This is a genomic window from Xenorhabdus sp. Sc-CR9 (assembly GCF_963897815.1).
GTDB lineage: Bacteria > Pseudomonadota > Gammaproteobacteria > Enterobacterales > Enterobacteriaceae > Xenorhabdus.
This window is the reverse complement of sequence record NZ_CAWQTY010000033.1, coordinates 53907-78927: the sequence shown is the minus strand read 5'-3', so window position 1 is coordinate 78927 and position 25021 is coordinate 53907. Positions and strand designations below refer to the sequence as shown.

The 25021-nt window shown below is 43.2% G+C and carries 27 protein-coding genes and 1 other RNA gene; 19 read left to right on the top strand and 9 right to left on the bottom strand.

What is annotated here, in order from left to right; all coding sequences use genetic code 11:
- The first annotated feature begins 30 nt into the window (after window positions 1-30).
- From AACQ81_RS01970 to AACQ81_RS01940, 7 genes are all read left to right on the top strand, one after another.
- Window positions 31-234 (top strand): helix-turn-helix transcriptional regulator, encoded by a 204-nt coding sequence (locus AACQ81_RS01970; protein ID WP_237386112.1) that lies wholly within the window; start codon window positions 31-33, stop codon window positions 232-234.
- Complete coding sequence (locus tag AACQ81_RS01965; protein ID WP_237386111.1) at window positions 227-790, top strand: host cell division inhibitor Icd-like protein; 564 nt, start codon at window positions 227-229, stop codon at window positions 788-790. The genes AACQ81_RS01970 and AACQ81_RS01965 overlap by 8 nt, the downstream gene beginning before the upstream one ends.
- Window positions 783-1019, top strand: coding sequence for a hypothetical protein (locus AACQ81_RS01960; protein ID WP_237386110.1), 237 nt, complete (start codon window positions 783-785; stop codon window positions 1017-1019). Before AACQ81_RS01965 ends, AACQ81_RS01960 begins: the two co-directional genes overlap by 8 nt.
- Complete coding sequence (locus AACQ81_RS01955) at window positions 1012-1605, top strand: hypothetical protein (protein ID WP_237386109.1); 594 nt, start codon at window positions 1012-1014, stop codon at window positions 1603-1605. The genes AACQ81_RS01960 and AACQ81_RS01955 overlap by 8 nt, the downstream gene beginning before the upstream one ends.
- Window positions 1595-2029, top strand: coding sequence for a hypothetical protein (locus tag AACQ81_RS01950; RefSeq protein WP_237386108.1), 435 nt, complete (start codon window positions 1595-1597; stop codon window positions 2027-2029). The genes AACQ81_RS01955 and AACQ81_RS01950 overlap by 11 nt, the downstream gene beginning before the upstream one ends.
- Before the next feature lie 179 nt (window positions 2030-2208).
- Entirely contained in the window at window positions 2209-2418 is a 210-nt protein-coding gene (locus tag AACQ81_RS01945; protein ID WP_237386107.1) for a helix-turn-helix transcriptional regulator, read from the top strand.
- A 140-nt stretch (window positions 2419-2558) separates the two neighbouring features.
- Window positions 2559-5429, top strand: a complete 2871-nt coding sequence (locus tag AACQ81_RS01940) for a DUF927 domain-containing protein (RefSeq protein ID WP_237386106.1) — start codon at window positions 2559-2561, stop codon at window positions 5427-5429.
- A gap of 23 nt (window positions 5430-5452) precedes the next feature.
- Here AACQ81_RS01940 and AACQ81_RS01935 read toward each other — a convergent pair whose 3' ends face one another.
- The 4 genes from AACQ81_RS01935 to smpB all read right to left on the bottom strand — a co-directional run bounded on the left by AACQ81_RS01935 (window position 5453) and on the right by smpB (window position 8880).
- Complete coding sequence (locus tag AACQ81_RS01935; protein ID WP_237386105.1) at window positions 5453-6205, bottom strand: hypothetical protein; 753 nt, start codon at window positions 6203-6205, stop codon at window positions 5453-5455.
- On the bottom strand, window positions 6195-7475 hold the full coding sequence (locus tag AACQ81_RS01930; protein WP_237386104.1) for an integrase domain-containing protein: 1281 nt from the start codon (window positions 7473-7475) through the stop codon (window positions 6195-6197). Before AACQ81_RS01930 ends, AACQ81_RS01935 begins: the two co-directional genes overlap by 11 nt.
- Window positions 7476-7983: 508 nt before the next feature.
- Window positions 7984-8347: a transfer-messenger RNA gene (ssrA, locus tag AACQ81_RS01925) on the bottom strand.
- Window positions 8348-8397: 50 nt separating this feature from the next.
- Entirely contained in the window at window positions 8398-8880 is a 483-nt protein-coding gene (gene smpB, locus AACQ81_RS01920) for an SsrA-binding protein SmpB (protein ID WP_237386103.1), read from the bottom strand.
- Window positions 8881-9037: 157 nt separating this feature from the next.
- On the opposite strand from smpB, the gene AACQ81_RS01915 reads away from it, so the two are divergent.
- Both AACQ81_RS01915 and AACQ81_RS01910 read left to right on the top strand, forming a co-directional pair.
- Window positions 9038-9472, top strand: a complete 435-nt coding sequence (locus AACQ81_RS01915; RefSeq protein WP_237386102.1) for a type II toxin-antitoxin system RatA family toxin — start codon at window positions 9038-9040, stop codon at window positions 9470-9472.
- On the top strand, window positions 9465-9758 hold the full coding sequence (locus tag AACQ81_RS01910) for an RnfH family protein (RefSeq protein WP_237386101.1): 294 nt from the start codon (window positions 9465-9467) through the stop codon (window positions 9756-9758). Before AACQ81_RS01915 ends, AACQ81_RS01910 begins: the two co-directional genes overlap by 8 nt.
- Window positions 9759-9933: 175 nt before the next feature.
- Here AACQ81_RS01910 and bamE read toward each other — a convergent pair whose 3' ends face one another.
- The 3 genes from bamE to nadK all read right to left on the bottom strand — a co-directional run bounded on the left by bamE (window position 9934) and on the right by nadK (window position 13059).
- The gene (bamE, locus tag AACQ81_RS01905) at window positions 9934-10278 is read right to left on the bottom strand and encodes an outer membrane protein assembly factor BamE (protein WP_237386100.1); all 345 of its coding nucleotides are present in this window, start codon (window positions 10276-10278) and stop codon (window positions 9934-9936) included.
- A gap of 112 nt (window positions 10279-10390) precedes the next feature.
- Entirely contained in the window at window positions 10391-12064 is a 1674-nt protein-coding gene (gene recN, locus AACQ81_RS01900) for a DNA repair protein RecN (protein ID WP_237386120.1), read from the bottom strand.
- 116 nt (window positions 12065-12180) lie between these two features.
- Window positions 12181-13059 carry an NAD(+) kinase gene (gene nadK / locus AACQ81_RS01895; RefSeq protein WP_237386099.1) on the bottom strand — a complete coding sequence of 293 codons (879 nt, stop codon included), beginning with the start codon at window positions 13057-13059 and terminating at the stop codon, window positions 12181-12183.
- Between the two features lie 124 nt (window positions 13060-13183).
- On the opposite strand from nadK, the gene grpE reads away from it, so the two are divergent.
- Entirely contained in the window at window positions 13184-13765 is a 582-nt protein-coding gene (gene grpE / locus AACQ81_RS01890) for a nucleotide exchange factor GrpE (RefSeq protein ID WP_237386098.1), read from the top strand.
- A 64-nt stretch (window positions 13766-13829) separates the two neighbouring features.
- Here grpE and ung read toward each other — a convergent pair whose 3' ends face one another.
- The gene (ung, locus tag AACQ81_RS01885; protein WP_237386097.1) at window positions 13830-14510 is read right to left on the bottom strand and encodes a uracil-DNA glycosylase; all 681 of its coding nucleotides are present in this window, start codon (window positions 14508-14510) and stop codon (window positions 13830-13832) included.
- Window positions 14511-14841: 331 nt separating this feature from the next.
- Between ung and grcA the strand changes: the two genes are divergently transcribed.
- Entirely contained in the window at window positions 14842-15225 is a 384-nt protein-coding gene (grcA, locus tag AACQ81_RS01880) for an autonomous glycyl radical cofactor GrcA (RefSeq protein WP_237386096.1), read from the top strand.
- 211 nt (window positions 15226-15436) lie between these two features.
- Entirely contained in the window at window positions 15437-16453 is a 1017-nt protein-coding gene (locus tag AACQ81_RS01875) for a phospholipase (protein WP_237386095.1), read from the top strand.
- A gap of 211 nt (window positions 16454-16664) precedes the next feature.
- Here the strand turns inward: AACQ81_RS01875 and srmB are convergent, their stop codons facing one another.
- Window positions 16665-18005, bottom strand: coding sequence for an ATP-dependent RNA helicase SrmB (gene srmB, locus AACQ81_RS01870; RefSeq protein WP_237386094.1), 1341 nt, complete (start codon window positions 18003-18005; stop codon window positions 16665-16667).
- 141 nt (window positions 18006-18146) lie between these two features.
- On the opposite strand from srmB, the gene trmN reads away from it, so the two are divergent.
- The 7 genes from trmN to lepB all read left to right on the top strand — a co-directional run bounded on the left by trmN (window position 18147) and on the right by lepB (window position 24966).
- Window positions 18147-18914: a tRNA(1)(Val) (adenine(37)-N(6))-methyltransferase TrmN gene (trmN, locus tag AACQ81_RS01865; protein WP_237386093.1), complete on the top strand. Its 768-nt coding sequence runs from the start codon at window positions 18147-18149 to the stop codon at window positions 18912-18914.
- Between the two features lie 377 nt (window positions 18915-19291).
- Window positions 19292-19867 (top strand): RNA polymerase sigma factor RpoE, encoded by a 576-nt coding sequence (gene rpoE, locus AACQ81_RS01860; protein ID WP_237386092.1) that lies wholly within the window; start codon window positions 19292-19294, stop codon window positions 19865-19867.
- 33 nt (window positions 19868-19900) lie between these two features.
- Window positions 19901-20536: an anti-sigma-E factor RseA gene (gene rseA / locus AACQ81_RS01855; RefSeq protein ID WP_237386091.1), complete on the top strand. Its 636-nt coding sequence runs from the start codon at window positions 19901-19903 to the stop codon at window positions 20534-20536.
- Window positions 20536-21495 carry a sigma-E factor regulatory protein RseB gene (gene rseB, locus AACQ81_RS01850; RefSeq protein WP_237386090.1) on the top strand — a complete coding sequence of 320 codons (960 nt, stop codon included), beginning with the start codon at window positions 20536-20538 and terminating at the stop codon, window positions 21493-21495. The genes rseA and rseB overlap by 1 nt, the downstream gene beginning before the upstream one ends.
- The gene (gene rseC / locus AACQ81_RS01845) at window positions 21495-21953 is read left to right on the top strand and encodes a SoxR-reducing system protein RseC (protein ID WP_237386089.1); all 459 of its coding nucleotides are present in this window, start codon (window positions 21495-21497) and stop codon (window positions 21951-21953) included. Before rseB ends, rseC begins: the two co-directional genes overlap by 1 nt.
- Window positions 21954-22171: 218 nt before the next feature.
- A complete protein-coding gene (gene lepA / locus AACQ81_RS01840) occupies window positions 22172-23968 on the top strand; it encodes a translation elongation factor 4 (RefSeq protein WP_237386088.1) in 1797 nt (598 codons plus the stop codon).
- 20 nt (window positions 23969-23988) lie between these two features.
- Complete coding sequence (lepB, locus tag AACQ81_RS01835; RefSeq protein WP_237386087.1) at window positions 23989-24966, top strand: signal peptidase I; 978 nt, start codon at window positions 23989-23991, stop codon at window positions 24964-24966.
- The last annotated feature ends 55 nt before the right edge of the window (window positions 24967-25021 follow it).

The window sequence follows — 25021 nt, the reverse complement described above, 5'->3', positions numbered from 1 at the left end:
TCTAACAACAACCGAGGAAGGCTATTATTTATGCAACACTCATTTATCAAATTACCCGAAGTATGTCGCCGTACTGGTCTGGGTAAATCGACCATCTACAAATACATTTCTGAAGGGAATTTCCCTAAGCAAATAAAGACGGGTTCCCGTGCCTCCGCGTTCATCGAAAGCGAAGTTGATTCGTGGATTAACCAACGCATCATTGCTTCACGATTGGGGGCGCGCAATGCCTAATTTTCATCACTATTCTGCCCGACAATTTAACACACCGGATAAAATGTGCTTGCCTTTGCTGGTGGACTTTGGCTATATTGACCCTGCACCAGCAAAATCTGGTGTCAGGATTAGCACCCTGAATAATGAGTACAAGGCGACATATGACGCGCCGAGCGTCTTTTTTTATGTCACAGCATCGCAGCACCTACCATTTAAGGCGGTATTCGCCTATACGTATTCAATGGTGATGCTGGCAGGGCAGCCTTCGGGCTGGCTGGTTTCCTTGTACGCCAGTAGTGCTAACCCCGTCAGTGTCACCGCCCCCATAGAGATTAGCACCTCTCGCGGTGACTCCTTAACTAAGTACAAGGAGATCGCAACTATGGCGACTATCCCTACCCCCACTCACTTCAAATTCGAGTTTCTGAGCGTTAAACGTGCAGACTTATCTGCGACACCCAGCCGTATAGAGGCTATTGCTCCTGATGAGCACGGCGCTCGTTCTGCCCTTTCCCGTGATTTCGTTTTGCTTTTTGCTTGTCGCCTGCCAGTACAGGAGGTGCACCATGTCTGATCGTTCACTGACTAATATCTATACCCATCCAGCCGATGTATTAGAGCCTGTAGCCGCCTTTCTTAAGGCCGTGGAGTACCTGCGTTTAGATCCCGAAGCAAGGGATATAGAGGCCGATTTACTGGCGTATGCTCAGCAACTCTTACAACTGCATGCCAATGAAGCCAAAAACGATTACGGGAACGCAGAGCCACACGTTACCCATGTGAGGGAGGTGCAATATGCTTGATTACAGAACGGTTATTGAAAACGGCATTGTGACGCTGTTCCACCAGCAAGAAAACGAGCAAGAACAGATCGTTATTTCCCTGCCCGCTACTGCCATTTTAGATCGCGTTGATAGCGGTGAATGGGACAAGCAAAACGCCTTAGCGTTACAGCTACTCATGGCATGGCTAAAAACGCTTCCCGATGGGCAACCGATAGACGATATCCGTTTCTTCCGTTGGATAGTGGCGCATGTATGGGTTACTAAGCAAAAGGAAAAACATCACGGCAGAGCCGTTTTTAAGCTGGAAAATTCACCTGTTGTTCTCCCCCTTTTCCCGTCCATTGAGCGCTCAGCACTGGCAAATAACATTGAAGGCGCACTGATTGAGCGATTTGGTCACGAGCAAGGGATGAAGAACGCCAGCTTTTTTATCGTCAAATGCTGGTGGGTTCACCGGGTCAAGGTCTGTCGCTTTCTGATTTTGGTCAAGAAGTGTTATTCGAGCTACACCGCAGCTTTATTGAAGAGGGTGCGGCGCTCATTAAGCCGGAGGTTTTGCACTGATGAACAGAACAACACGAAAGAAGAAAGGTATGACAGGTAAACAGTTAAAAGACTTTTCCAACTCGATAAAAGCTCAAGAGTTGCGTTTACCCCCAACCGCAAAGGCAGATTTTGATTGGTTCATTAAGAACTCTAATTGTCGCTACTACTTACGCGAACCGTTCGCGAGGGAGTATGAAGAGGGTGAAACGCCTGCTCCTTATCGTTGGTACTCATTGGTACACCTGATAATTGACCAAGATCCTGTGATATGTATATCCAGCGATGGCGGTAAGAGCGCGAGTTCGGCACATTTTATACAGGTGGAGCTTATTCCCGTGGCCTGTTCGCCCATTGATAGCGATTTTCTTACCCAGTTACTTTCCTATCAGACAACGGAAAAAGGACAAGCGATTTTAGAATTTCTATGGGCTGATGGACTGTTAAAAATGGGAATTGTGGGCGGCGACGGGGTCAGAAAATGATGGAAGTAACCCCCCCCACTTCCCCGGAATAATAGCAACGATGTAACGAATCATATATTCGCCCTCTGTATTGCGCTATTACAGCCTGCACATGCAGAGGGCTTCTTTGTTATTTCGTTAATGTCTATTTTTCTTGCGTTTATATCCGTTTATGACCGTTTAACGTAGGGAAAAATGCAATGAGTATTAGTGAATCGATGCTAACGAAAAAAGAAGTTAAAGCGGCGCTGCACTATAAATCTGATAGTGGCTTTCATGAGTTTTTAAAAAGAACTCCCAGTTTTCCTAAACCTGTGAAATTGGGGTTAAGGCGTGTTGGCTGGGCGGCAAGTGAAGTTAATGAATATATAGCGTCTCGTCTTAATACTCGTGAACAGGGGGATAAATAACATGGCTAAAAATAGATTGGCATGTTCTAAAAATGACCATATCGCCATTATGCATTTGTTGACGAGGCTTATGTTAATCGCGCTATGCGTCGTCGTGTTACCGCCGCAGAGCGTCGGGAAAATAAAAGGAGCCGGGAATAATGGCCGGTAAAATTTATTATTCCCGTGGACGGGATGTATTCGATATCACCCCTGAACAACGATGCGCAGAAAATGAAGATGAGTTTATTGATCAGTTAATGGCTGATACGGCGATTGCTAAAGGAAAACAGTATTTTTGTGCAGCAATGGAACAAGGGGAGCATCCAAGAGGCCAAGATCCAAAAGAAAAATACCCTGAGAAGTTTCAGGGTATAAAGAATTGGAGGCTTGCAGCATTAGCGGCTAAACGCCGCTTTGTATCATTTGATTGCGATAGTTTTGATAGCCGTGAAACATTTGAAGCTTTATTAAATCACTTACAACAGCGGTATAAAGGTGTGCTCTATACAACTTTCAATTATACCGCAGACGCTCCGCGTTGTCGTTTTATTATCCTACTTGATTCAGAGGTAGACCGCGCTGCTGGCAGTCATATTTGCCGGATGATTGCCAGTGAAATAGAAACGGCGATGCAACAAATCGCAGAAGCGGATTTGGTCAACGAATGGATGCCTGTCATTGGGTGGGATGATTCTGTATATCGTGCGGAACAGCAATGCTATTTGCCAATAGTTAATGCTATCTGCCGAAAAACAAAAAGCGGTGCGAAGGTTACTGATGCAATCATTCACCGTTTAACTGGCGGGTTGGCAGACGTAGCGCATTATCTTGAGATGCCCCCATTAGCACCGGAGACAACTCCACGGTCTGTAAGACAGCATTATGATAGCGATTCTGATTTAGACCGCTGGCATGAGGTTGATCCGCATACGTTAGATGATTTACGAGATGCGCTGTTTTTACCCGCGATGCTGGCGATATCAGAGGGGGGTAGACAAAACTGGCAGAGGGTGATTGCTGCTCTTGGTAGTTTGAAAAACACACCTTATGAAGATAATGCCTATCAGTTGGCGCTGGAATGGTCAGAAGCTGGTGGCGCGGCATTTGATGCTGTGCACTTTGAAGATACTTGGAATTCTTCTCGGGCTGATCTGACCCATTTTAAATGGATATTTTCTCACGCTTCCTCGCTGGGGTGGAATAATCCTCAGATACTTCGACCTTATTTAGCACTGGAAAAGGTCGGGTTCTATATGACCGAGGACGGACTAATGAAGAATGTTCAGGAGGGGAAAGGTAAGACTAAAACCATTGAAGCCCGGAAAGTATCCGCGCCGTTCTCGGTACTGGGGTTAACGCGCGATGTGTATAGCGATAACTGGGGCAAGCTGATTTCATTTAAAGACAAGGATAGGGAAACGAAGCAATTCATTGTACCCGATGAGCAATTACATAAGCCCGGTAGTGATATTCCTCCGAGGTTGGCGGGATTAGGGTTATATATCGGTACTGGTATGAGCCGTGACTTATTGGGATATCTGAATATTGCAACGGCAAAAGAGCGCATAACCTTAGCAACTTCCACTGGCTGGTTTAATGATCACTTGTTTGTGCTGCCGGAAAGCACAATAGGCAGTTCCACTAGCAAAGTAATGTACCAACTGTCAGGCCGTAAAAAGAGTGAAAGTAGCCAGCTAGCACAATTAGGTACTCTTGAGGATTGGCGGAAACATATCAGCGCAAAATGTGCAGGTAATACACGATTAGTATTTTCTCTTTGTGTTGCTTTTGCTGCACCTTTACTCAATGTGCTGGGGGTTGATGGTGGCGTTTTCAGCCTGAAAGGGGCTTCAACAAAAGGCAAAAGCACCGCTCAACATGTTGCTGCGTCTGTGTGGGGGAGTGGTGCTACAACAGGCGGATATTCACACAGTTGTAATACTACCTTAGTCGGGATCGAAGTACTGGCCACCGCGCATAATGACTTGCCTTTAATCCTGGATGAATTGAAAAGTGCTAACCCTAAGCTGGTGGGGCAGGTTGCTTATATGCTGGCTTTGGGGCAAGGTAAGGCCCGGGGGACAAAAGATGTTACTTTGCGTGAAACGCTACAGTGGCGAACTTTGGTTCTGGCATCAAGCGAAGACCCTTTTGAAAACTATCTTAAGGCTTCTGGGGAAAGCGTCGCCGCAGGTCAGCAAGCCCGCTTTGTGGATATCCCCGCGATAGTGAGTGATGAAACCGGGGTTTTTGATAACCTCCACGGAGTGGGAACGGCTAAAGAATTTGCTGATTCTCTGAATACCTTAACTACGAAATACTATGGATGTGCAGGTATTGCATGGCTTGAAAAACTCACTGTTTCTCCCCGTTCGGAATTGGTTGATCGCCTGCGTGCCTTAGTCGCTGAATTTAAGGCAAAATTTAGGCCAGAAGATGCAGAATCACAATTAGACCGGGTATTAGAACGGTTTGCGCTTTGTGCTGCTGCGGGTGAGCTGGCTACTGAATGGGGAATTACAGGCTGGGGCACCGAGGAATCGCTACGCTGTATTGGTGAGTGCTTCAATGCCTATGTAAGTGAACGCGGTACTACTGGCGATTTGGAAGCGGTAAACGGTAGGGAGAAATTGCGTTCTTATCTCGGCACATATGGTGAATCGCGTTTTCGTTCTTCCTCTAATAGCGGCGGGAATATGCCAATATTTGATGGGTATATCACATCATTAACGGGGGAATCTATTGATTTAGCTGATTTCAGCAATGAAGCGATACAAAAGGACAATCGCCCTTTACCTAGTGTTTATTGGATTACACCAGAAGCATTGAAAGAACGTGCTTTGGAAGGCTGTAATCTTGATATAACAATTGCAGATTTACACAAAAAAGGCGTACTTGTTGGTGTAACAGAGGAGGTAGGCAAAAACGGCAAAACACGTACCGTTTATAACCCTAAGAAACGTGCCCCTCTTGGGTATAAGGATCAGCGCAGGTTTTACCGGATAGACGCAGATAAACTATTTGAGTAATGAAAGAGCCGGAGCAATCCGGCTTATTTGTTTTTACTTGTTCTTCTATTTGAAACCATTGGAGCAACCCACCCACGAATAGTGGAAAATTGTATTTCGGCTAAGTATTCCCCGTTATTGTTTAAGGGGTGTATTTTTCGGTATTCAGGCGTTCCTTTGGGGTGGGCTTTTAACTCGCCCAAATAAAGGCCATATACGGCCTCAGTGAGTTTTTGTATAGTGATGCGGCTCTCAGCTTTATCAATGACTTCTTGTGCCCAGTTTTGGCACTGTGTTTTAAGCGGCCCATAGTATATTTCGTACTTCGCTCTTGCCGCCTTGCGTCGGACTTCTTTATTAGGAAGGTCTTCAAAGTCATTCAATATAGAGCGGGTATGCTGTTCTTGTGCCAGCATAGCAAAGACGAGATTAGAGGCCGCTAGATGATACGAGATACTATCAAACTCCACGGTTAGCCCCCATCCCCATATAGCACATGCACTTACCAATAACTCATTCTTACTATTGTCTGCTGATGTTGCGATGATAGAGTAATTCCAAACATCACTGCCCGGCTTACACAGTTCTTTTACTGTTACGGCGGGCATATTAATTAAATCCCATACACTTAACCTGAACAATGCCGCTTCGCGTTCAGCATCGGTTAATTGGGCGACTTGTTCAACACACCAATAAGCCGGGGAATAGGGATATAAGCCGTTTTCTATCCCATGATTGATAGTGTAATGGTTGAGCGCTGCGTGCACATGCTCAAGGGTAAAGAGATCATCCGACATAATCACTTCCCACGATGCGTAATCCTTTAACGCTTCCCGCTACTGTCAAATCACCCATTGCTGCACCTTTTACATATAGCCCCCACCAGTCCATCATAACCCTGCGTTGTTCTAAGTAGGTGGCTCGGTTATACGCTGCTCGGACGGAATTCTTTTCTCCGTGAGCCAGTACCGCTTCTATCGCATCGGGCATAAAGCCCTGCTCATTTAGTGCTGTACTGATAATTGAGCGGATGCCATGAGCGGTAAGGATATCTTGATACCCCATGCGCTTTAGAGCCATATTTGCCGTCTGGCTGCTCATGTGGGTATTGGGGGTAGACCTATGAGGAAAGATAAATTCTCTATGCCCACTGATAGGCTTCATAACTGCAAGAATATCTAAAGCCGGTTGGCATAATGGCACTGTGTGAGAGCGATCCATTTTCATTGTTTCCGCTGGCACATTCCAGACTCTGTTATCAAAGTCTATTTCAGACCAACGGGCTTTTGCTGCTTCCCCTGGGCGCATAGCGGTTAATAATTGCCACTCAATCACTAAACGTGTCTGCCGTTCTACCTTTGCAATAGAGAGTGCTTGCATTAATCCGGGGAGTTCTTCAGGTCGAATGGTCGGGTTGTGCTTTTTCTTTGGCTTGGGAAATGCTTTGCTGACAGTGGTAAAAGGGTTGGCATCAATAACGCCTAAATTCATGGCATAGTCGATGATCTCTACCGTTCGTTGGGTTAGCCGTTTAATCGTTTCCAGATTGCCCCTTGCTTCGATAGGCTTAAGCACTTCCACCAGCATAGGCGCTTTCAGATTTGAGATCGGTGTTTCACCGAGTTTGGGGAAAATATCTTTTTCCAGTGAGCGCCAGATATCTTTAGCGTAGTCTTCGCTGACAGTGGTCTTTTTCACTTCGAACCAGCGTGAAGCAATATTCTTTAAGGTGTTGCTGTTCTCTTCCTGTATTGCCGCTGCTTGCTGTTTACGCCAATCGACAGGATCAATATCTTTAGCCAGCATTGCTTTTGCTTCGTCTTTGAGTCGGCGAGCGTCTGCCAGCTTAACCGAGGGGTATTCACCAAATGCAATCATCGTGCGCTTGTGGGTGAATGGTTTGTAGTATCGGAAATACCAAAGCTTAATGCCTGATGCTTTAACGAGGAGTTCTAAATTATCCCCGTCACGATAGATCGTATCTTTGGGCTTACCCGTTTTGCTATCAAGTTTGGCTTTGGCATTGGATACCGTTGTAGGGGAAAGCGGCGTTATCTTTTTAGGCATCGGGCACCTCTAACCGTAGTAGTAAGTGTTCTCTGTGGTAGTAGTAAGCGTTTATCGGTGTAGCTGGGCTGTTACTACTAACTTTTTACCTCTTTAACCTTGCGCTGTGTTCCGGGGACAAGTGTTTTTTTATTATTTCTGTATATAAATCAATGTATTGTTATTAATTTTATGTTTTGGGACGTATGCAAAAACATGGAGGGGACGGGGGTTCATAGGTATTTTGTTTTATAAATCATATAGTTAACCGTATCGGGACGGTGGGACATCATTTTTGGCGAAAAACTTAACTATATATATGAGTTTCTCTTGGACACTCGGACATTTACGTTTTGGTAGTAAGTATTTTTGTAGTGTAGCCGATTTACTACTAAACATACTACTAAAACTATCGAGTTATAACGATACTAAACGAATACTAACGGGCAATAAAAAAGCCCTAACTCTTTATGATTTAGGGCTTTTTCTTGGGTTTTCGGTGTATTCCGATGATTTCCGAATACTAAATTGGTGGAGCTGGCGGGAGTTGAACCCGCGTCCGAAATTCCTACATCCTCGGTACTACATGCTTAGTCTAGTCTTTACATTCGCTTGCCAGCTGCGGACAGACACGCCACTAACAAACTAGCCTGATTGGATTTAACGCTTCAACCCCAGGCAGGGCATCCACGCGATCTCTTTTGGGTTTGACCTCTCTTGATCCCCGTCCTAAGAGCTGAGGCTAGGGAGAGAGGGCTCTGCGCAGGTTATTAAGCTGCCAGTGCGTAGTTTTCGTCGTTTGCGACTATTATTTTGCGGCTTTTAACGAGGCCAACCGCCCCTCGGCATGCACCTTGGGTTTCGCGAATCCCGTCGAATCCAGAATCAGCCCCAAGTATGTTAAGCGTGAGTATATCAGAATATTGGGAGATAATGCCAGTGATTAACGCCCTGAATTCTTCATAATTCTCGCTTTGTCTAATTTCCATTCACGTTCTTTGATATCTGAACGTTTATCATGCGCTTTTTTACCTTTTGCAACGCCAATTTTGACTTTGCTCCAAGCATTTTTCCAATACATGGAAAGCGCAACGATGGTATAACCTTCGCGATTGACGCGACCGTACAGTGAATCAAGTTCACGTTTGTTAAGTAGTAGTTTGCGTAATCGTGTTGGGTCACAAACTACATGGGAAGAAGCAACATTCAATGGTGTGATTGTTGCACCAAAAAGATAAGCATCACCATCTTTGAGCAAAACATAACTCTCACTGATATTTGCCTTGCCAGCGCGCAGTGATTTGACTTCCCAACCTTGTAAGGATAAGCCAGCTTCGAATTCTTCTTCGATGAAATATTCGTGGCGGGCTCGCTTATTCATGGCAATTGTTGCCGAACCGGATTTGTGTGCTTTTTTCTTTGTCATAATGCGTTGTATTATACTGTATGCGTTGATGAAAGAAATCTCTTCTGTATGATATTTAGCGACAAGTGCGCATTTATTGTTCCAAATGTCATCAGGTTTTTATTTAACCACATTTAAGTGATACTATTCAGCGCTGTTACGTTTAACAGGAAATGATATGCCACAGATTAATCGCTCTGCGCTAGTGCCTTACAGCGTGGAACAAATGTATAAATTGGTCAATGATGTGACGTCTTATCCGGACTTTTTGCCGGGATGTGTGGGGAGCCAGGTAATAAGCAGCAGTAATAATGAAATAACTGCTTCTGTTGAGGTCTCCAAAGCTGGGATAAGTAAGACTTTCGTGACGCGTAATACATTATTCGATAATAAAAGCATCAACATGCAGCTTGTTGATGGGCCTTTCCGTAAGTTGATGGGGGGGTGGCATTTTACTCCGCTGAGTGAGGATGCCTGCAAGGTTGAATTACATCTTGATTTTGAATTTACTAATAAGTTGATTGAGTTGGCTTTTGGTAAAGTATTTAAGGAATTGGCAGGAAATATGGTCCAGGCGTTTACTCAACGTGCACGTGAGGTTTACCGTGTCTAAGATCAATATCGAAGTCGTTTATGCTCTGCCTGAACGGCAATATCTGTGTAATGTGAAATTACCTCAGGGAGTAACTGTCGAGCAGGCAATTGTTGCATCTGGTCTTTTGACATTACGTCATGATATCGATTTGACGAAGAATAAAATCGGCATTTATAGCCGCCCTGCCAAATTGACTGATATGTTAGAAGAGGGGGATCGTGTAGAAATTTATCGCCCTCTGATTGCTGATCCAAAAGAAATGCGACGTAAGCGAGCAGAACGCGCTAAAAATAATGCTCAATAATATGTAATTATTCGCCAGAGTTTTTACTGGCGAATATACCCGTCGTATTTCAAGTTGCGGCTTTGTTGGCTACGTTTACTCACCCCAGTCACATAGTAACTATACTCCCGGGGATTTGTTCCCTTGTCGTTGCGCTGCATCTTGAAATCCATTGGGTATAAATAAAACCCAAACATTACTGCTTCTCTGGCAGTGATTTTTCATTTTTGATGTCAGTCAGTATACCTGAGTTATCAAAGGAAAGTGTCAGTGTTTCCTGAGAGACTTTTTCATGCCCAGGTTGCTGGCGGAATACGTAATACCAAGTTTGGCTGCCGAACGGATCGGTCAGCATTGGTGTTCCCAAAGTGTAAGCAACTTGCTGTTGGGTCATTCCCTTCTGGATTTTTGATACCGCAGCCGGTGTCAGGTAATTCCCTTGATTAATATCAGGACGATAAACAATTCGCTCAAACATGGAGCAACCCGCAGTCAGCATAACAAGTGATACAGTAGCGGCGGTCAACAATTTACAGCGCATAGTAATTACATTCCTTTAGGAGTTAAGCCGTCGATAATAATAAACATTGAAGAGATTGAAAACCTCTACGCGTTTACCTATGACTTCAAGTATACAAAAAAGTTGTATTAATTTATGCCGCTAACAGTTCTTTTGCATTAGCTAGTGTGTTTTTTGTTACTTCGTTGCCTGCCAGAAGCCTTGCAAGTTCTTGAAGTCGTGCTTTTTTGTCCAACAGTTGCATTTGGGTCTCAGTTTTTTCCCCATCAGTTTGCTTACTGACATAAAAGTGTTGGTGACCACATCCGGCGACTTGAGGTAAATGAGTGACACACATGACTTGAGTTGATTCTCCCAATTCACGCAATAAACGTCCAACAATCGCTGCTGTCGGGCCACTGATGCCTACATCAACTTCATCGAAGATGAGTGCAGGTGTTTCCATTTTCTTAGCTGTAATCACCTGAATTGCTAAAGCAATACGGGAAAGTTCCCCACCTGATGCTACTTTTGCCAGTGATTGGTGAGGCTGACCGGGGTTGGTTGTTACATTGAATTCGACTTTACTGGCACCATCAATATTTAGATGTTCTGGCTCAAAAGTAATATCAATGGTAAAGCGACCATGTGGCATGGAAAGTTGGTGCATGCTGTTTGTTATCAGCTGGCTTAATTCCACCGCATATTTCTGACGAATATGGTGCAGCCTTTCTGCTACATTCAGGGCTTGTTGGTAGTGTTGGCTGACAAGTTCGCTAAGATGGGCGCAATCATCTTCTTGCTGGGATAATTGGTGTTGTTCTTCCAGCAATTGTTGATGCAGAGCTGGCAGTTCTTCTGGGGCCACGTGATGTTTGCGTGCAATGCCTACCTGTTGGGATATTTTTTGTTCCAGCTCGAATAACCGATTAGGGTCTAATTCCAGTTGATCACTGTAGTGACGCAATTCATCACTGACTTCATTAATCTGAATAGCTGCTTCTTCCAACATATTCAGTAAATTGCTGAGCTTATGATCCATGCTGGCAAGTTCTGTTAATTCACTTCGCGCATAGTTGAGAAGGCTGACGATGTTCTGCTCATCATTATCGTTTAGGATTTGGAGAACGTTTTGGCTGACGGACAAGAATTGCCCACAATTTGCCAGACGTTTATATTCGCTATCCTGTTCCTGGTAATCGCCTAATTGTGGTGACAATTCATTGAGTTCTTTCAGGTGATATTCCAATAATTGCTGGCGCGAACGACGTTCGAGGGCTTGTTGTTGAAATTGAGAAAGAGCCTGACAACTTTGTCGCCATTGTTGGTAAGCCAGCTTCATTTCATGTTGGAGTTCAAAATCGCCCGTGTAGATATCCAGTAAGCGCCTTTGGTGACGATTTTCCAGCAACAATTGATGAGCATGTTGCCCGTGGATTTGAATCAGATGTGAACCCAATTCACGAAGTTGAGAAAGAGGTACGGCTGTGCCATTGATAAAGCCGCGAGAGCGCCCATCAGCGGTAATTGTTCGGCGCAATAGGCACTCATTATCATCATCAAAATTGCCATCAAGCTGGTGAACTTCGAGCCATTTACGTGCTGAAGGGGCATCAGCCAATGAAAAACGCGCACAAAGATCAGTACGTGAAGCATCTGCTCGAACCATATTAGCTTCGCCACGATTGCCAAGGCATAAACCCAATGCATCAATCGCGATAGATTTACCGGCTCCGGTTTCGCCGGTTATTGCTGTCATTCCTGAGCGGAAATCAATTTCAAGTTCGCGAACAATAGCAAAATTATTGATGGTTAACTGAGTCAGCATCATGCTCCTCCTGCTTTTTACTGTGTATAAAGACATGTCGCTGTGTATAAAAACACGTCTGTGCTTTCATACAGTATAAACTGGTTTTTTATACAGTAAAGTAGGCGGGCTTGTTTTTAGAACATTTTTTTCGACCAGCCTAATTTTGTACTCAGTGTGTTGAAGTAATTATAATCTTTCGGATGAATCAAATGCAGATTATATTCACTACGCTTGATAATCACTTCTTCACCATCCTGTATTGGCAGGACGATTTGGCTATCGCAGCTTACTTCATAGTCACTGCTGTTTCGGGAAAACTTTAGGCAAATGCTGCTTTCGCTGCTAATAACGAGAGGACGGGCAGAGAGAGTGTGTGGAAACATCGGTACCAGCACGATGGCATTTAAGTTTGGTGTTAATATTGGCCCGCCGGCAGATAGAGAATAGGCTGTGGAACCCGTAGGGGTTGCTATGATTAGACCATCTGAACGCTGGGAAAAAGCAAAACGTTCATCAATATAAACCTCGAATTCGATCATATGGGCAACTTTACCTGGATGTAGCACTACTTCGTTCAAAGCGGTACTCCGTCGCGATTTTTGCCCTTTTTTCGTGACTTGGGCTTCGAGCAGAAAACGTTTTTCGTCCCGATATTCACCATCCAGAACTTCGGAGAGTTGCTGTAAGGCATTATCGGGATCTAAATCAGTCAGAAAGCCTAAATTACCGCGGTTGATACCAATGACTTTGATATCATAGCGGGATAATACTCTGGCGGCACCGAGCATATTGCCATCCCCACCTACAACAATAACGAGATCGGCAATTTTACCGATTTCAGTCAACCCTCCGGTTTGGGCATCTTTTAAATCAATGTCTTTCGCAACCTGTCTATCCACAATGACGCAATAACCTTTAGATACCAGCCAATAGTAAAGCATTTCATGGGTGGCCAGTGCCTCAGGGTGACGTGGACGACCGACAATACCGATGCATTTGAACTCATTATTCATTGCTGTTATTTCCTTTAGCATATGGTTTTGCCCTCACAATATGATGTGTTCCCTTGAATCCCGCGTTTTGATCCCCATAATAAGCGAGAATGGCGAAGATAATACAAAATACGCGGAGATATTCATGAGTAGTAAAGACCAAAAAGTACCTGACGAGCAAGTCTCAAAAAATACAGCAGATGTATTAGAGCAACAAATGGATGCAGAAAAGGCAGACGCGGCAGAGACTGAAAATGTTGTCGATCCGCGTGTTGCTGAGCTGGAAGAACAACTGAAACAGGCTCAAACTAACGAACGTGATGCTATATTGCGTGCCCGTGCTGAAATAGAAAACATTCGTCGTCGTACTGAGCAGGATGTAGAAAAGGCCCATAAATTTGCATTGGAAAAATTTTCCAATGAACTCTTGCCTGTTATCGATAATTTGGAACGGGCATTAGAGGCGGCAGATCGTACTAATGAATCCCTGCAACCGATGATTGAAGGTATTGAATTAACACTGAAATCCTTTATCGATGCAGTAGGTAAATTTGGCATTGAAGTTGTGGGTGACACTAGTGTGCCTTTCAATCCTGAGGTGCACCAAGCAGTGACTATGATGGAGTCTGAACAGCATGAACCTAATCATGTTATGTTGGTAATGCAGAAAGGTTATACCTTGAATGGTCGTTTATTACGTCCTGCAATGGTTGCTGTTTCTAAATAAAATACGGATCTCGTGATTGTAATGCCGCCGTTCAGAGGGCGGCATTTTTGTGGTCAGCGATTGGTTACTGAGGTAATTGAGGTGTCCAATCTATTGATGATAATCCTTGCTTTTCCAGCAGTGTATTAGCTTGAGAAAAATGCTTACAGCCTAAAAAACCTCGATGAGCTGATAGAGGTGACGGATGAGGTGCTTTCAACACATGATGGCGTTGGGTATCAATAAAACGGCCTTTTTTCTGGGCGTGAGAACCCCAAAGCAGGAAAATAACCCCGCTGCGATGTTCATTGATTGATGCGATGACCTTATCAGTAAAGGTTTCCCATCCCAAATTAGCGTGGGAATGAGCGTTGCCTCGTTCAACGGTTAGCACGGTATTGAGTAATAATACTCCCTGCTTTGCCCAACTAATCAAACAACCGTGATTGGGGCGGGTAAATCCAGTAATATCCGACTCCAATTCTTTATACATATTGACCAGAGAAGGTGGAGCAGGAATGCCCGGTTGTACAGAGAATGCCAGACCATGGGCTTGGTTCGGGCCGTGGTAAGGATCTTGCCCTAAAATCACTACTTTTACATCGGCTAATTCGGTATAGCGGAATGCGTTGAAAACATCCGGTTGTGGCGGATAAATGGTTTTGCCAGCGTTACGTTCATTAGCAACATAAGCCAATGTATCAACAAAATATGGCTGCTTCTTTTCATTGCCGATGACATCGTGCCATGTGAGAGGTGCGGACATAGCCAATCCCTTTCTAGATGGTTATCAGATGGACTTAAGCTTACCGATTCCAAGTGAATAGGGGAACCCTCTGATCTTAATCCAAGTTTAATTTATAGGATGAAAAATTGATTTTATAAATTTTTTTTAAAATTTATAAAAATAATTTTATTGTTCTTTTAAGAAAGACATTTAAAAACAACATATTACAATTTCATTAATAATACCCTTAAAAAATTAGTTGATTTTAATCAAAGAATCGTCCCATTCGTACTGGTATACAGGAAATCAAGAATGATGGTTGATGAAATAGCGGTTTGACTAAATAACCAAGATGATGTTGGAGGTATAAATGATTACTGGGATTCAAATTACCCAATCTGACAATGCTGCATTGATAAATTCTTTCTGGCTGTTGGATGATGAAAAAAACGAAGCACGTTGTATCTGCGCCAAGGCGGATTATGATGAAGGCCAGATTGTTGCCAAAGATGAATTGGGACAATTTGAATATCGCGAAGTTCCGTTGGAAGTCAAACCGACTGTGCGTGTAGAAGGGGGACAACATCTGAATGTTAATGTCCTGCGTCGTGAAACGCTGGAAGAGGCAGTGAAACATCCTGAAAAATACCCACAGCTTACTATTCGTGTATCGGGTTATGCAGTGCGTTTTAACTCATTGACTCCAGAACAGCAGCGTGATGTGATTGCCCGTACTTTTACGGAAAGCCTGTAATCTTTATTTAAGACAGAAACTTTAAAAGGGGAGAGTAAATACTCCCTTTTTTATTTGCATAAAATAAGGGACTTTAAATCCTTGCATGATTTATGGATATTAAATTTGTTAATTAAAAATTAAATTTGTATTAATAGTGTTAATAATTTTGCCGATAGATAATTTGGGTTTTTTAGTTATGCCTAACCTGAATAATCTGTAGGAGAATTTTATGACTTTATCAATAAATACCAATATTTTTAGTGAATTAGGGATGTATTCGTTACAAGGAAATTCTCTACAACCTCAAGCTAGTTCTCAAGTTTCATCACAGTCAGATAAAGTTGATAGCATTACCGCTTCAAACATTTCCCTTTCAGAAAGTACTAAGCAAGCCAATGCAGTTTACCAATCACTGATCAATAATCTTAATGCCAGTGAAATGGTCTCTCCCGGATTGAATGCCAATGATATTGCAGGAAAACAATCTAAGCGAATTGACTACGAGCTAACATTGGTTACCCGCGATGTTTATCGGGAGCAAAGTTTAGGAATTCCCAGCTATGAGCGGATGTCTGATGATGAGCTATCAAAGGCAGGTATTGATCCTGATACATTGAATGATTATTCAACAGGATTTCAAGCTGGAGTATATAAACATAACGGGTTATATATTGTTTCTTTCACTGGCTCGAATGAATTGCAGGATTTTATGGTAAGCATTCGTCAGAGCTTTGGTTACAATGCAAAACAATATAACCAAGCTGTGGAATTGGCGCATAAAGCGTTAAAGATATTTGGTGAAAATATCATTTTTACTGGTCATTCATTGGGGGGAGGCTTGGCGACTGTAGCTGCATTCACAACAGGAAAACCCGCCGTTACTTATAATTCCGTTGGTATCTCAGATGCTACATTAGAGCGTATGGGTGTATCACCTCAAGTCGCCCGTGAAATGGCTGATAGTGGTTTGATTCGTCACTATTCCGTCCAGCACGATTGGTTGGGGAACCTGCAAAAAAAATTGCCAATCCCTCAACCTATGGGAAACACAATAGATCTTGAATATGAGTATGAATGGAACAGCATTTGGGATATTTTGCCCCATCGATATGGATTGCACTCATTTAAAGCTCATTTTCTGGAAGCTGTTCTGGAGTTGATGACGGAGCAACAGCCTTGGCTGAATAATCGTGAAACAATGCTGGTGTCAACTGATGCGATGAATGAGGACATGTTTCCTTTGTGAAACTCCTCTTTGTAAGCATTAGTAATGGATATGGATGACCTTGCTGTTAGAGAGGAACTTACGGAAATCTATCAGCAAATTACATCGCAAAGGAGTGAACAGTACCAGACAGTACGGTGTCTGGAGTGAAGTGATTATTGAGTGAGAAATGATGAGTGAAGCGAAGTCATTTAATGGCTTCGCCTCTATTTTTCTGATTAAATCCTGATCATTAATCGTTTTTAGATTCAGTGATTTCCGGTTTAGGGTTACCAGAAGGGGTGCGGCGTTTACCGATGTTTTTGCTATCGCGATGACGTACTTTCACCCGTTTTGTCTTCGTATCTTCTGTTTTTCTCTTTTCTTTACGCTTTTCCAATACTTTCTTGGAAGGTTTATAGCTCTTTTTCTCACTTGGTGCTTTCGTTTGTGGACGGAGTTCATCAACAATCCGAATTTTTAGAGGCTCGTTGAGATAACGACTAATTTTACCCAGCAGAGGATGATCGTGGGATTCAACCAGAGCAATAGCTGTTCCTTTGCGGCCTGCGCGGGCAGTGCGACCAATCCGGTGCAGGTAAACATCGGCAGTACGAGGTAAATCGAAGTTGAAGACGTGGCTGACGTTTTCGATATCCAACCCACGGGAAGCAACGTCTGTCGCAACCAGAACTTTAACTTTACCTTCATTAAGGCGTTTCACGGCATCTGTACGCTTGGCCTGAGCCATTTCGCCTTCAAGGAAACCCGCCCGGATTCCGGCTTGGCTCAACCAATCAACAACTTCACGTACGCGCTCACGCTTACGTACGAAAACAATGGATTTTGTCACGTCAGGTTGCTGAAGAAGATTACACAACAAGGCTATTTTATGTTCTAACGTATCGGCACGATAATAAAACTGCTGAATTTTTTTACGTTCACGGCGAGAAGGTTCAGCATCGATCTCAACAGGATCGGTTAACAAACGCTCGGCAAAATCACGAATGGATTCGCCTTCCAGCGTTGCGGAAAATAACAGTGTCTGTTTGCGCCAACGAGTTTCACCTGCAATGGTTTCGACATCATTAGCGAATCCCATATCCAGCATGCGGTCAGCTTCATCAAGGATCAACGTTTCCACTGCACGGCAATCGAAATTTTCTTCTTTAATGTATTGCAGCAAACGCCCGGTCGTTGCGACAACAATATCCTGATTCTCACTGAATACTTCTGCGTGATTCATGTAGGCAACACCACCGGTAATAGTGGTGATATCCAGATGAGTGTGAGCCGCTAACTCTTTTGCTTGTTCTGCAACCTGCATAGCCAGCTCACGAGTAGGTGTTAAAATCAGGATTCGCGGAGGCCCCGATTTTTTACGAGGAAAGTCGAGCAGGTGTTGTAGCACTGGCAATAGGTAAGCAGCGGTTTTGCCTGTACCGGTCGGTGCTGAACCAAGTACATCGCGCCCATCCATAGCAGCAGGAATTGCTGCTGCCTGAATTGCTGTCGGGCGTTCGTAGCCTTTGTCATTCAATGCATCAAGCAGGGATTCATCAAGTTCGAATTCGGAAAAGTTTGTAGCAGTCATCATATACCTCTGTTTGGGCCGCCGATTATAAACAGGTTGGGAACATTCTTCATCCTATAAAAGCATCTAATGAGCAGGTTGCTTTTATCCACGGGCCATAAGATTTATGCTATGACAAATTTTATCTCAGCGATATGACTTATGGCATTGATACATAAACCCGCTTTTCGCCACGGTGGCTTTACATTTAAACAGTTTTTTGTTGGGCATGATAAATGTGCGATGAAAGTCGGGACGGATGGTGTGCTATTGGGAGCCTGGGCATCAGTATATAACAGGAAGAGATGTCTGGACATTGGATGTGGCAGTGGATTGGTTTCCTTGATGATTGCTCAACGTACAAAGGAGAATACGGTTATTGATGCAGTCGAACTGGATGCTCTTGCAGCAATGCAGGCGGCTGACAATGTGCAACAATCGCCATGGCCCTCCCGAATTAAGGTACACCAGCAGGATATTAATGACTTTACACAGCAGAATGTGCAACAAAATGAATTACGGAAAAGCAGTACCCAGTATGATTTAATTGTCAGTAATCCGCCGTATTTTGAGCCTGCCATCGCATGCCGGAATGAAGCACGCAATCAGGCCCGTTATACGGAATCATTGACCCATCAGGGATTATTGGCTTGTGTGCGAAAGTTGATCTCATCAACAGGGTTATTTTGTGTTGTGTTACCTTATGACATTGGTGAGTGTTTTGAAAAAATGGCGTCAGAATTGGGATGGTTTACCCATCATCGTGTCAATATTCGTGACAGACAGAATAAACCGTTGCACCGTCTGTTATTGGGATTATCCCTACAACAGCAGGAAACCGAATTATCTGAGTTAACGATTCGTGCCTTGGATGGTACATATTCAGATGAGTTTCGTCAGCTAATAACAGATTTTTATCTTTATTATTGATAATGTTAGTACTATTGGGTTAATAAAATTAATTTCCCTGCACAGTTAGCAATTAATAGAACAAGGCTTTCTTTTTTCTTGGATTAAAATCTCGTGTCCTATGAAATAGAGGCTATGATTTGTATTATATTCACTCGATAAATTTTTAATTTCTGCGTAGTGATATGTGGATGCCATAAATATAAATAATTTTTAATATCAAGTGGATATAGCATCTTTGATGCGAAATGACAGATGGGTGTAATATAAAATTATAGCCAAAATTGAACTTCACAGTAAATTGATAATCAAAGTCATGCTTGTTCGAGAAAGCAGGACATCATTTTGGTTTAAATTAGTATGAATGTAGAGTTTTATCTCAGGAGAGTGAACCTCGGATGAGCGAGCAGTTAACGGATCAAATGCTGGTCGAGCAGGTCCAGAAAGGCGACCAAAAGGCATTTAATTTGCTGGTAATAAGATATCAGCATAAAGTGGCGAGCTTGATTGCTCGTTATGTACCTCAAAGCGATGTTCCTGATGTTGCCCAAGAGGTTTTCATTAAGACTTATCGTGCGCTTTCTTCTTTCCGGGGTGATAGTGCTTTTTATACGTGGTTGTATCGTATCGCCGTTAATACTGCGAAAAATTATTTAGTTGCTCAGGGACGCCGACCGCCATCCAACGATTTGGATGCTAATGATGCGGAAATTTATGATTCATCAAGTTCATTAAAAGAAATTTCGAACCCTGAGAACTTAATGTTGTCTGAAGAATTGAAGGAAGTGGTTTTCCGAACAATTGAATCGCTTCCGGAAGATTTGAGGGTAGCAATTACACTCAGGGAGTTGGATGGGTTGAGCTATGAGGAGATAGCCGACATCATGGAATGTCCTGTAGGTACGGTGCGTTCAAGAATTTTCCGGGCAAGGGAAGCCATTGATAATAAAGTTCAACCGCTAATCCAGCAGTAGTGGGACAAAACAATTATTTAAGGGTACTTTGGCATGCAAAGAGAGAAACTTTCCGCATTAATGGATGGAGAAGCTCTTGATAGTGAAGTAGTTCATTTGGTCTCTGAAGATGCAACCATGCAGAAACAGTGGGAAAGATACCACCTTGTCCGTGATGTTCTGCGTGGTGATGTAGGAGAAGTACTACATTTGGACATCGCGAGTCAAGTGGCACAGGCAATTGAGAACGAGCCTGTTCATATTAAGCCAGAGGTTGTTTTAGAACCTCAGCCAAAACCTGAAATATGGGAAAAGATGCCGTTCTGGGGGAAAATTCGGCCATGGGCGAGTCAGATTACACAAGTCGGCATAGCTGCATGCGTATCTCTGGCCGTCATTATTGGTGTTCAACAATACAATGGCGGGAATAGTGTTGACGCAGATACTCAATCTGATGTCCCGGCTTTCAATACATTGCCTGTTATGGGTTCAGCCTCACCTGTTGGTTTAGCAGCCCAAGTCGATGACGAAGCCTTCGGGGGGGATTTGGGTATGCAAGTTCGCGAAAGTAATAAACGAATTGATGCGATGTTACAGCAGTATGAGCTTGAGCGACGTATTCACTCTGAAAAAAATCATAAAGCTACTCAGATCAATCAGCCTCTTGGAGTGCAGGCACAACGACAGTAATGAAACGTATTTGGTTTTTCATTTTCTTATTGGTGGGTAGTCTGTTAAACCCTTTCAAAGCTTCGGCACAGCAAAGCAGTGTCGAAGCTTTGTTGCAAGATATGAACAGTGCTGTACAAACGCTCAATTATGAGCTTGGTTTCATTAATTTAGCGCAGCAATTCCTCATTCCGCTACGTTACCGCCATGCCATTATTGATGGTCAACCGATTGCTCAAATTATACAAATGGATGGTTCACGCCGAGAAATTATTCAGCGCGGTGATCAGATCAGTTATTATGAGCCAGGCTTAGATTCATTCAGTTTACATGGCAACCATATTGTGGATTATTTTCCACCAATCATTTTTGCAGATTTTACTCAATTGCAGAAATTCTATCGCTTTATTTATGTAGGGAGCACCCATGTAGGTGATCATCCAACGAGCTTTGTACGTATCATATCGAAGGATGAATCCCGCTATAACTATAACCTTTTGATCGATGAGAAAACCCATCTCCCACTGCTGATTGAATTATTGGACAGAGATAATATTACAGTAATTGAGCAATCCCGAATTGTAACATTAATTGTTGGTGATTATGTTAAGGAAGAGCTACGAGCCATTACTGATTTAAAATTACCGCCTATGCTGCTAATTCCTCCTTCTGAAAAATTGAAGTTTAATTGGCAGGTTGGCACGATGCCTGAAGGTTTTCAAGAAATCTCCCGTAACAGTCGTAAGTTGTCAGAAACGGAGTGGTTAGAATCCATTATGTACAGCGATGGTCTATTTAATTTTTCTGTAAATGTCGTGAACTCAGGCAAAAAGGCTGTTGATGAACAACCATTTCGACAAGGCCGACGAACGGTTTATACTTTAGCCAGAAGTAAAAATAGTATCACTGTCATTGGTGAGCTGCCTTTCGCAACAGCCAAGCGAATTGCGGCAAGCGTGATGTTTACAGGAGAAAAATGATGGTTAAGGAATGGGCAACGGTTGTCCGCTGGCAAAAAGGCCGCGCGTTACTGCGCTATGGCTCATCTTCAGGTTGTGGTAGCTGTCAGGCTAAAGCTACGTGTGGTTCTTATTTGCTGGAGAAAATAGGATCCGAAAGCATCCATCAGTTGGAATTAGAAATTTCCCAGCCTCTTCAGCCGGGTCAAAAAGTTGAAGTGGGCATTCCTGAGAGCAGTTTGTTACGTTCAGCAATGTTGGTTTATTTAACACCATTATTGGGATTATTTTTAGGAAGTGCCCTCTTCCAATTTTGGACATCTGACCAATTATGGGTATGTTTAGGCGGAATTGGCGGTGGGCTTGCTGGTTTCTTAATAGCCCGCAAAATTGCTGGATACTGGGATGCCTTACAGGCTTATCAGCCAGTTGTGTTACAAATTGGTTTACCTCCTGATACGATTAAGGTTCTACAGTAAGAATAATCTGTTTTACCATACGTGCTTCAACGTTATTTTTCATACTGAAAACTATCGAGTCGTACCTAAAACCACAGGCATGACTAGGTTTTCATAGGTTTGGCATGTAGAATACGACTCCTCAGGCCAGTGGCCGAACTAATAAACTGTCGCTTTATGTCCATCAGTGTGTCCATAGGCGAATGATTCAGAAATATTAAGGCAAAAAAGATTTAATAATGAAGCAAATACGAAATTTCTCCATTATCGCCCACATTGACCACGGTAAGTCCACACTATCTGACCGAATTATTCAAATTTGTGGGGGACTGTCAGATCGCGAAATGGAGGCGCAAGTACTGGATTCAATGGATCTTGAGCGTGAACGTGGTATCACTATCAAGGCACAAAGTGTGACTCTTGATTACAAGTCGTATGACGGGCAAGTCTATCAATTAAACTTTATCGATACCCCGGGGCATGTTGACTTCTCTTATGAAGTTTCCCGCTCGTTGGCTGCTTGTGAAGGTGCTTTGTTGGTTGTTGATGCAGGTCAGGGTGTTGAAGCACAGACATTGGCTAACTGCTATACCGCCATCGAAATGGATCTGGAAGTCGTTCCAGTTCTCAACAAAATTGACCTTCCTGCTGCCGAACCAGAACGTGTCGCAGAAGAAATTGAAGACATTGTTGGCATAGATGCAACAGACGCTGTTCGTTGCTCAGCAAAAACTGGTGTAGGTGTACAGGATGTCATTGAGCGTCTGGTGAAAGAGATCCCGCCACCGAAAGGTGATCCTAATGCACCATTACAGGCTTTGATTATTGACTCATGGTTTGACAATTACCTCGGTGTTGTTTCACTTGTCCGTATTAAAAACGGTACATTGCGTAAGGGTGATAAAGTCAAAGTAATGAGCACAGGGCAGGTATATAACGCTGACCGTCTGGGTATTTTCACACCTAAGCGTATCGATCGTGATGTGCTGAATTGCGGTGAAGTGGGTTGGTTGGTTTGTGCTATCAAAGATATTTTGGGAGCACCAGTAGGGGATACCCTGACAACTGCGCGTCAACCAGCAGAAAAAGCACTGCCGGGTTTTAAAAAGGTTAAACCACAGGTCTATGCGGGTCTGTTCCCGATCAGTTCTGATGACTATGAAGCATTCCGTGATGCGTTGGGTAAATTGAGCCTAAATGATGCTTCATTATTCTATGAACCAGAAAGTTCTACTGCATTGGGTTTTGGTTTCCGTTGTGGTTTCCTTGGCTTGCTGCATATGGAAATTATTCAGGAACGTCTGGAGCGTGAGTATGATCTCGATTTAATTACAACGGCACCCACTGTTGTTTATGAAGTTGAGACAACCGATGGTGATATTATTTACGTCGATAGCCCATCCAAGCTGCCGACATTAAATAATATACAGGAATTGCGTGAACCTATTGCGGAATGTCATATGTTGTTGCCTAAGGAGTACCTTGGCAATGTCATTACACTCTGCGTGGAAAAACGTGGCGTACAGACTAATATGATTTATCACGGTAATCAGGTTGCACTGACTTACGAAATTCCGATGGCTGAAGTTGTTCTGGATTTCTTTGACCGCTTGAAATCAACCTCTCGTGGTTATGCGTCTCTGGATTATAATTTTACCCGCTTCCAAAATTCAGACATGGTACGTGTGGATGTTTTGATTAATGGTGAACGTGTGGATGCATTGGCATTGATTACTCATCGTGAAAATTCACAATATCGTGGACGTGAGCTGGTGGAAAAAATGAAAGATTTGATCCCGCGTCAGCAATTCGATATTGCAATTCAGGCAGCTATAGGAACTCACATTATTGCTCGTTCTACCATAAAACAGTTACGTAAAAACGTACTGGCAAAATGTTATGGTGGTGACGTCAGCCGTAAGAAAAAGCTATTGCAGAAGCAAAAAGAAGGTAAAAAACGCATGAAGCAGGTAGGAAATGTTGAACTGCCGCAGGAAGCTTTCTTAGCAATTCTGCATGTTGGAAAAGATAACTAACAAGGTTGTAAGGAGTTTACATGGCTAACACTTTTGCATTGATCTTAACGTTAGCAACGTTAATCACCGGTATTCTTTGGTGTGTAGATCGGTTCAAACTCGCTCCTGAACGCAAGAAAAAACTTGCTCAAATTCAGGAACAGGTAACAGGCACAGAAGCTCAAGAAGCTGTGGCTAAAGAAATTAACAAACCTTCATGGGTATGGGTTGATACACTTGCATCTGTTTTCCCGGTGTTAGCCATTGTCTTGGTCTTACGTTCTTTTATTTATGAACCTTTTCAGATCCCTTCCGGCTCAATGATGCCAACATTGTTGATTGGGGATTTCATTCTGGTAGAAAAATTTGCCTATGGCTTGAAAGACCCGATCACGCAAACAACTTTAATTAAAACAGGTGAGCCTAAGCGTGGTGAGATTGCTGTTTTCAAATATCCGCTTGATACAAGCCTGGATTTTGTAAAACGGGTTATTGGCTTGCCCGGGGATAAGATTGTTTACGATTATACCCAAAAAGAGCTTCAGGTTTTTCCTGGCTGTGGTTGGAACACAGAATGTAAAGGCGATTTACCCGTCGTTTATCGGGATATATTCCCAAGTGAATGGTCCATTAAAGAAGATGTAACACCAGAGGGAATTCGTTTAAAAGGCGTTTACCAAGTTCCTCTTGATGAACTATTGGGACCATATACTATTCGTCAAGGCGAGCGGATAGAAAATTTAGGTAATGTGTCACATCATATTTTGACCATACCTCCGTTTATATCTACACCACATTTTCGCCAAGAAGGCTTGCCGCTAGGTACTTGGGTTGTTCCTGAAGGCCAATATTTTATGATGGGTGATAATCGTGATAATAGTTCAGATAGCCGTGAATGGGGATTTGTGCCGGAGAAAAATCTGGTAGGCCGCGCCACTGCTATTTGGATGAGTTTTGAAAAGCAGGAAGGTGAGTGGCCTACTGGTGTTCGTTTGGAGCGAATTGGTGGAATTCACTAATATTTATATATTAGCGAAGCATTAATTTATCTCACAGTGTAGAATATTCTTTCAA

Bases quoted from the DNA above. Each gene is read 5' to 3' on its own strand.
- AACQ81_RS01970 (WP_237386112.1), top strand. From the start codon at position 31: ATGCAACACTCATTTATCAAATTACCCGAAGTATGTCGCCGTACTGGT.
- rseA (WP_237386091.1), top strand. From the start codon at position 19,901: ATGCAAAGAGAGAAACTTTCCGCATTAATGGATGGAGAAGCTCTTGAT.
- recN (WP_237386120.1), bottom strand. From the start codon at position 12,064: ATGCTGACTCAGTTAACCATCAATAATTTTGCTATTGTTCGCGAACTT.
- lepA (WP_237386088.1), top strand. From the start codon at position 22,172: ATGAAGCAAATACGAAATTTCTCCATTATCGCCCACATTGACCACGGT.
- smpB (WP_237386103.1), bottom strand. From the start codon at position 8,880: ATGACAAAGAAAAAAGCACACAAATCCGGTTCGGCAACAATTGCCATG.
- AACQ81_RS01875 (WP_237386095.1), top strand. From the start codon at position 15,437: ATGACTTTATCAATAAATACCAATATTTTTAGTGAATTAGGGATGTAT.
- grcA (WP_237386096.1), top strand. From the start codon at position 14,842: ATGATTACTGGGATTCAAATTACCCAATCTGACAATGCTGCATTGATA.
- AACQ81_RS01940 (WP_237386106.1), top strand. From the start codon at position 2,559: ATGGCCGGTAAAATTTATTATTCCCGTGGACGGGATGTATTCGATATC.
- AACQ81_RS01935 (WP_237386105.1), bottom strand. From the start codon at position 6,205: ATGTCGGATGATCTCTTTACCCTTGAGCATGTGCACGCAGCGCTCAAC.
- AACQ81_RS01955 (WP_237386109.1), top strand. From the start codon at position 1,012: ATGCTTGATTACAGAACGGTTATTGAAAACGGCATTGTGACGCTGTTC.
- AACQ81_RS01965 (WP_237386111.1), top strand. From the start codon at position 227: ATGCCTAATTTTCATCACTATTCTGCCCGACAATTTAACACACCGGAT.
- grpE (WP_237386098.1), top strand. From the start codon at position 13,184: ATGAGTAGTAAAGACCAAAAAGTACCTGACGAGCAAGTCTCAAAAAAT.
- AACQ81_RS01930 (WP_237386104.1), bottom strand. From the start codon at position 7,475: ATGCCTAAAAAGATAACGCCGCTTTCCCCTACAACGGTATCCAATGCC.
- bamE (WP_237386100.1), bottom strand. From the start codon at position 10,278: ATGCGCTGTAAATTGTTGACCGCCGCTACTGTATCACTTGTTATGCTG.
- AACQ81_RS01945 (WP_237386107.1), top strand. From the start codon at position 2,209: ATGAGTATTAGTGAATCGATGCTAACGAAAAAAGAAGTTAAAGCGGCG.
- rseC (WP_237386089.1), top strand. From the start codon at position 21,495: ATGGTTAAGGAATGGGCAACGGTTGTCCGCTGGCAAAAAGGCCGCGCG.
- AACQ81_RS01960 (WP_237386110.1), top strand. From the start codon at position 783: ATGTCTGATCGTTCACTGACTAATATCTATACCCATCCAGCCGATGTA.
- srmB (WP_237386094.1), bottom strand. From the start codon at position 18,005: ATGACTGCTACAAACTTTTCCGAATTCGAACTTGATGAATCCCTGCTT.
- AACQ81_RS01950 (WP_237386108.1), top strand. From the start codon at position 1,595: ATGACAGGTAAACAGTTAAAAGACTTTTCCAACTCGATAAAAGCTCAA.
- ung (WP_237386097.1), bottom strand. From the start codon at position 14,510: ATGTCCGCACCTCTCACATGGCACGATGTCATCGGCAATGAAAAGAAG.
- nadK (WP_237386099.1), bottom strand. From the start codon at position 13,059: ATGAATAATGAGTTCAAATGCATCGGTATTGTCGGTCGTCCACGTCAC.
- rpoE (WP_237386092.1), top strand. From the start codon at position 19,292: ATGAGCGAGCAGTTAACGGATCAAATGCTGGTCGAGCAGGTCCAGAAA.
- AACQ81_RS01915 (WP_237386102.1), top strand. From the start codon at position 9,038: ATGCCACAGATTAATCGCTCTGCGCTAGTGCCTTACAGCGTGGAACAA.
- trmN (WP_237386093.1), top strand. From the start codon at position 18,147: ATGGCATTGATACATAAACCCGCTTTTCGCCACGGTGGCTTTACATTT.
- rseB (WP_237386090.1), top strand. From the start codon at position 20,536: ATGAAACGTATTTGGTTTTTCATTTTCTTATTGGTGGGTAGTCTGTTA.
- lepB (WP_237386087.1), top strand. From the start codon at position 23,989: ATGGCTAACACTTTTGCATTGATCTTAACGTTAGCAACGTTAATCACC.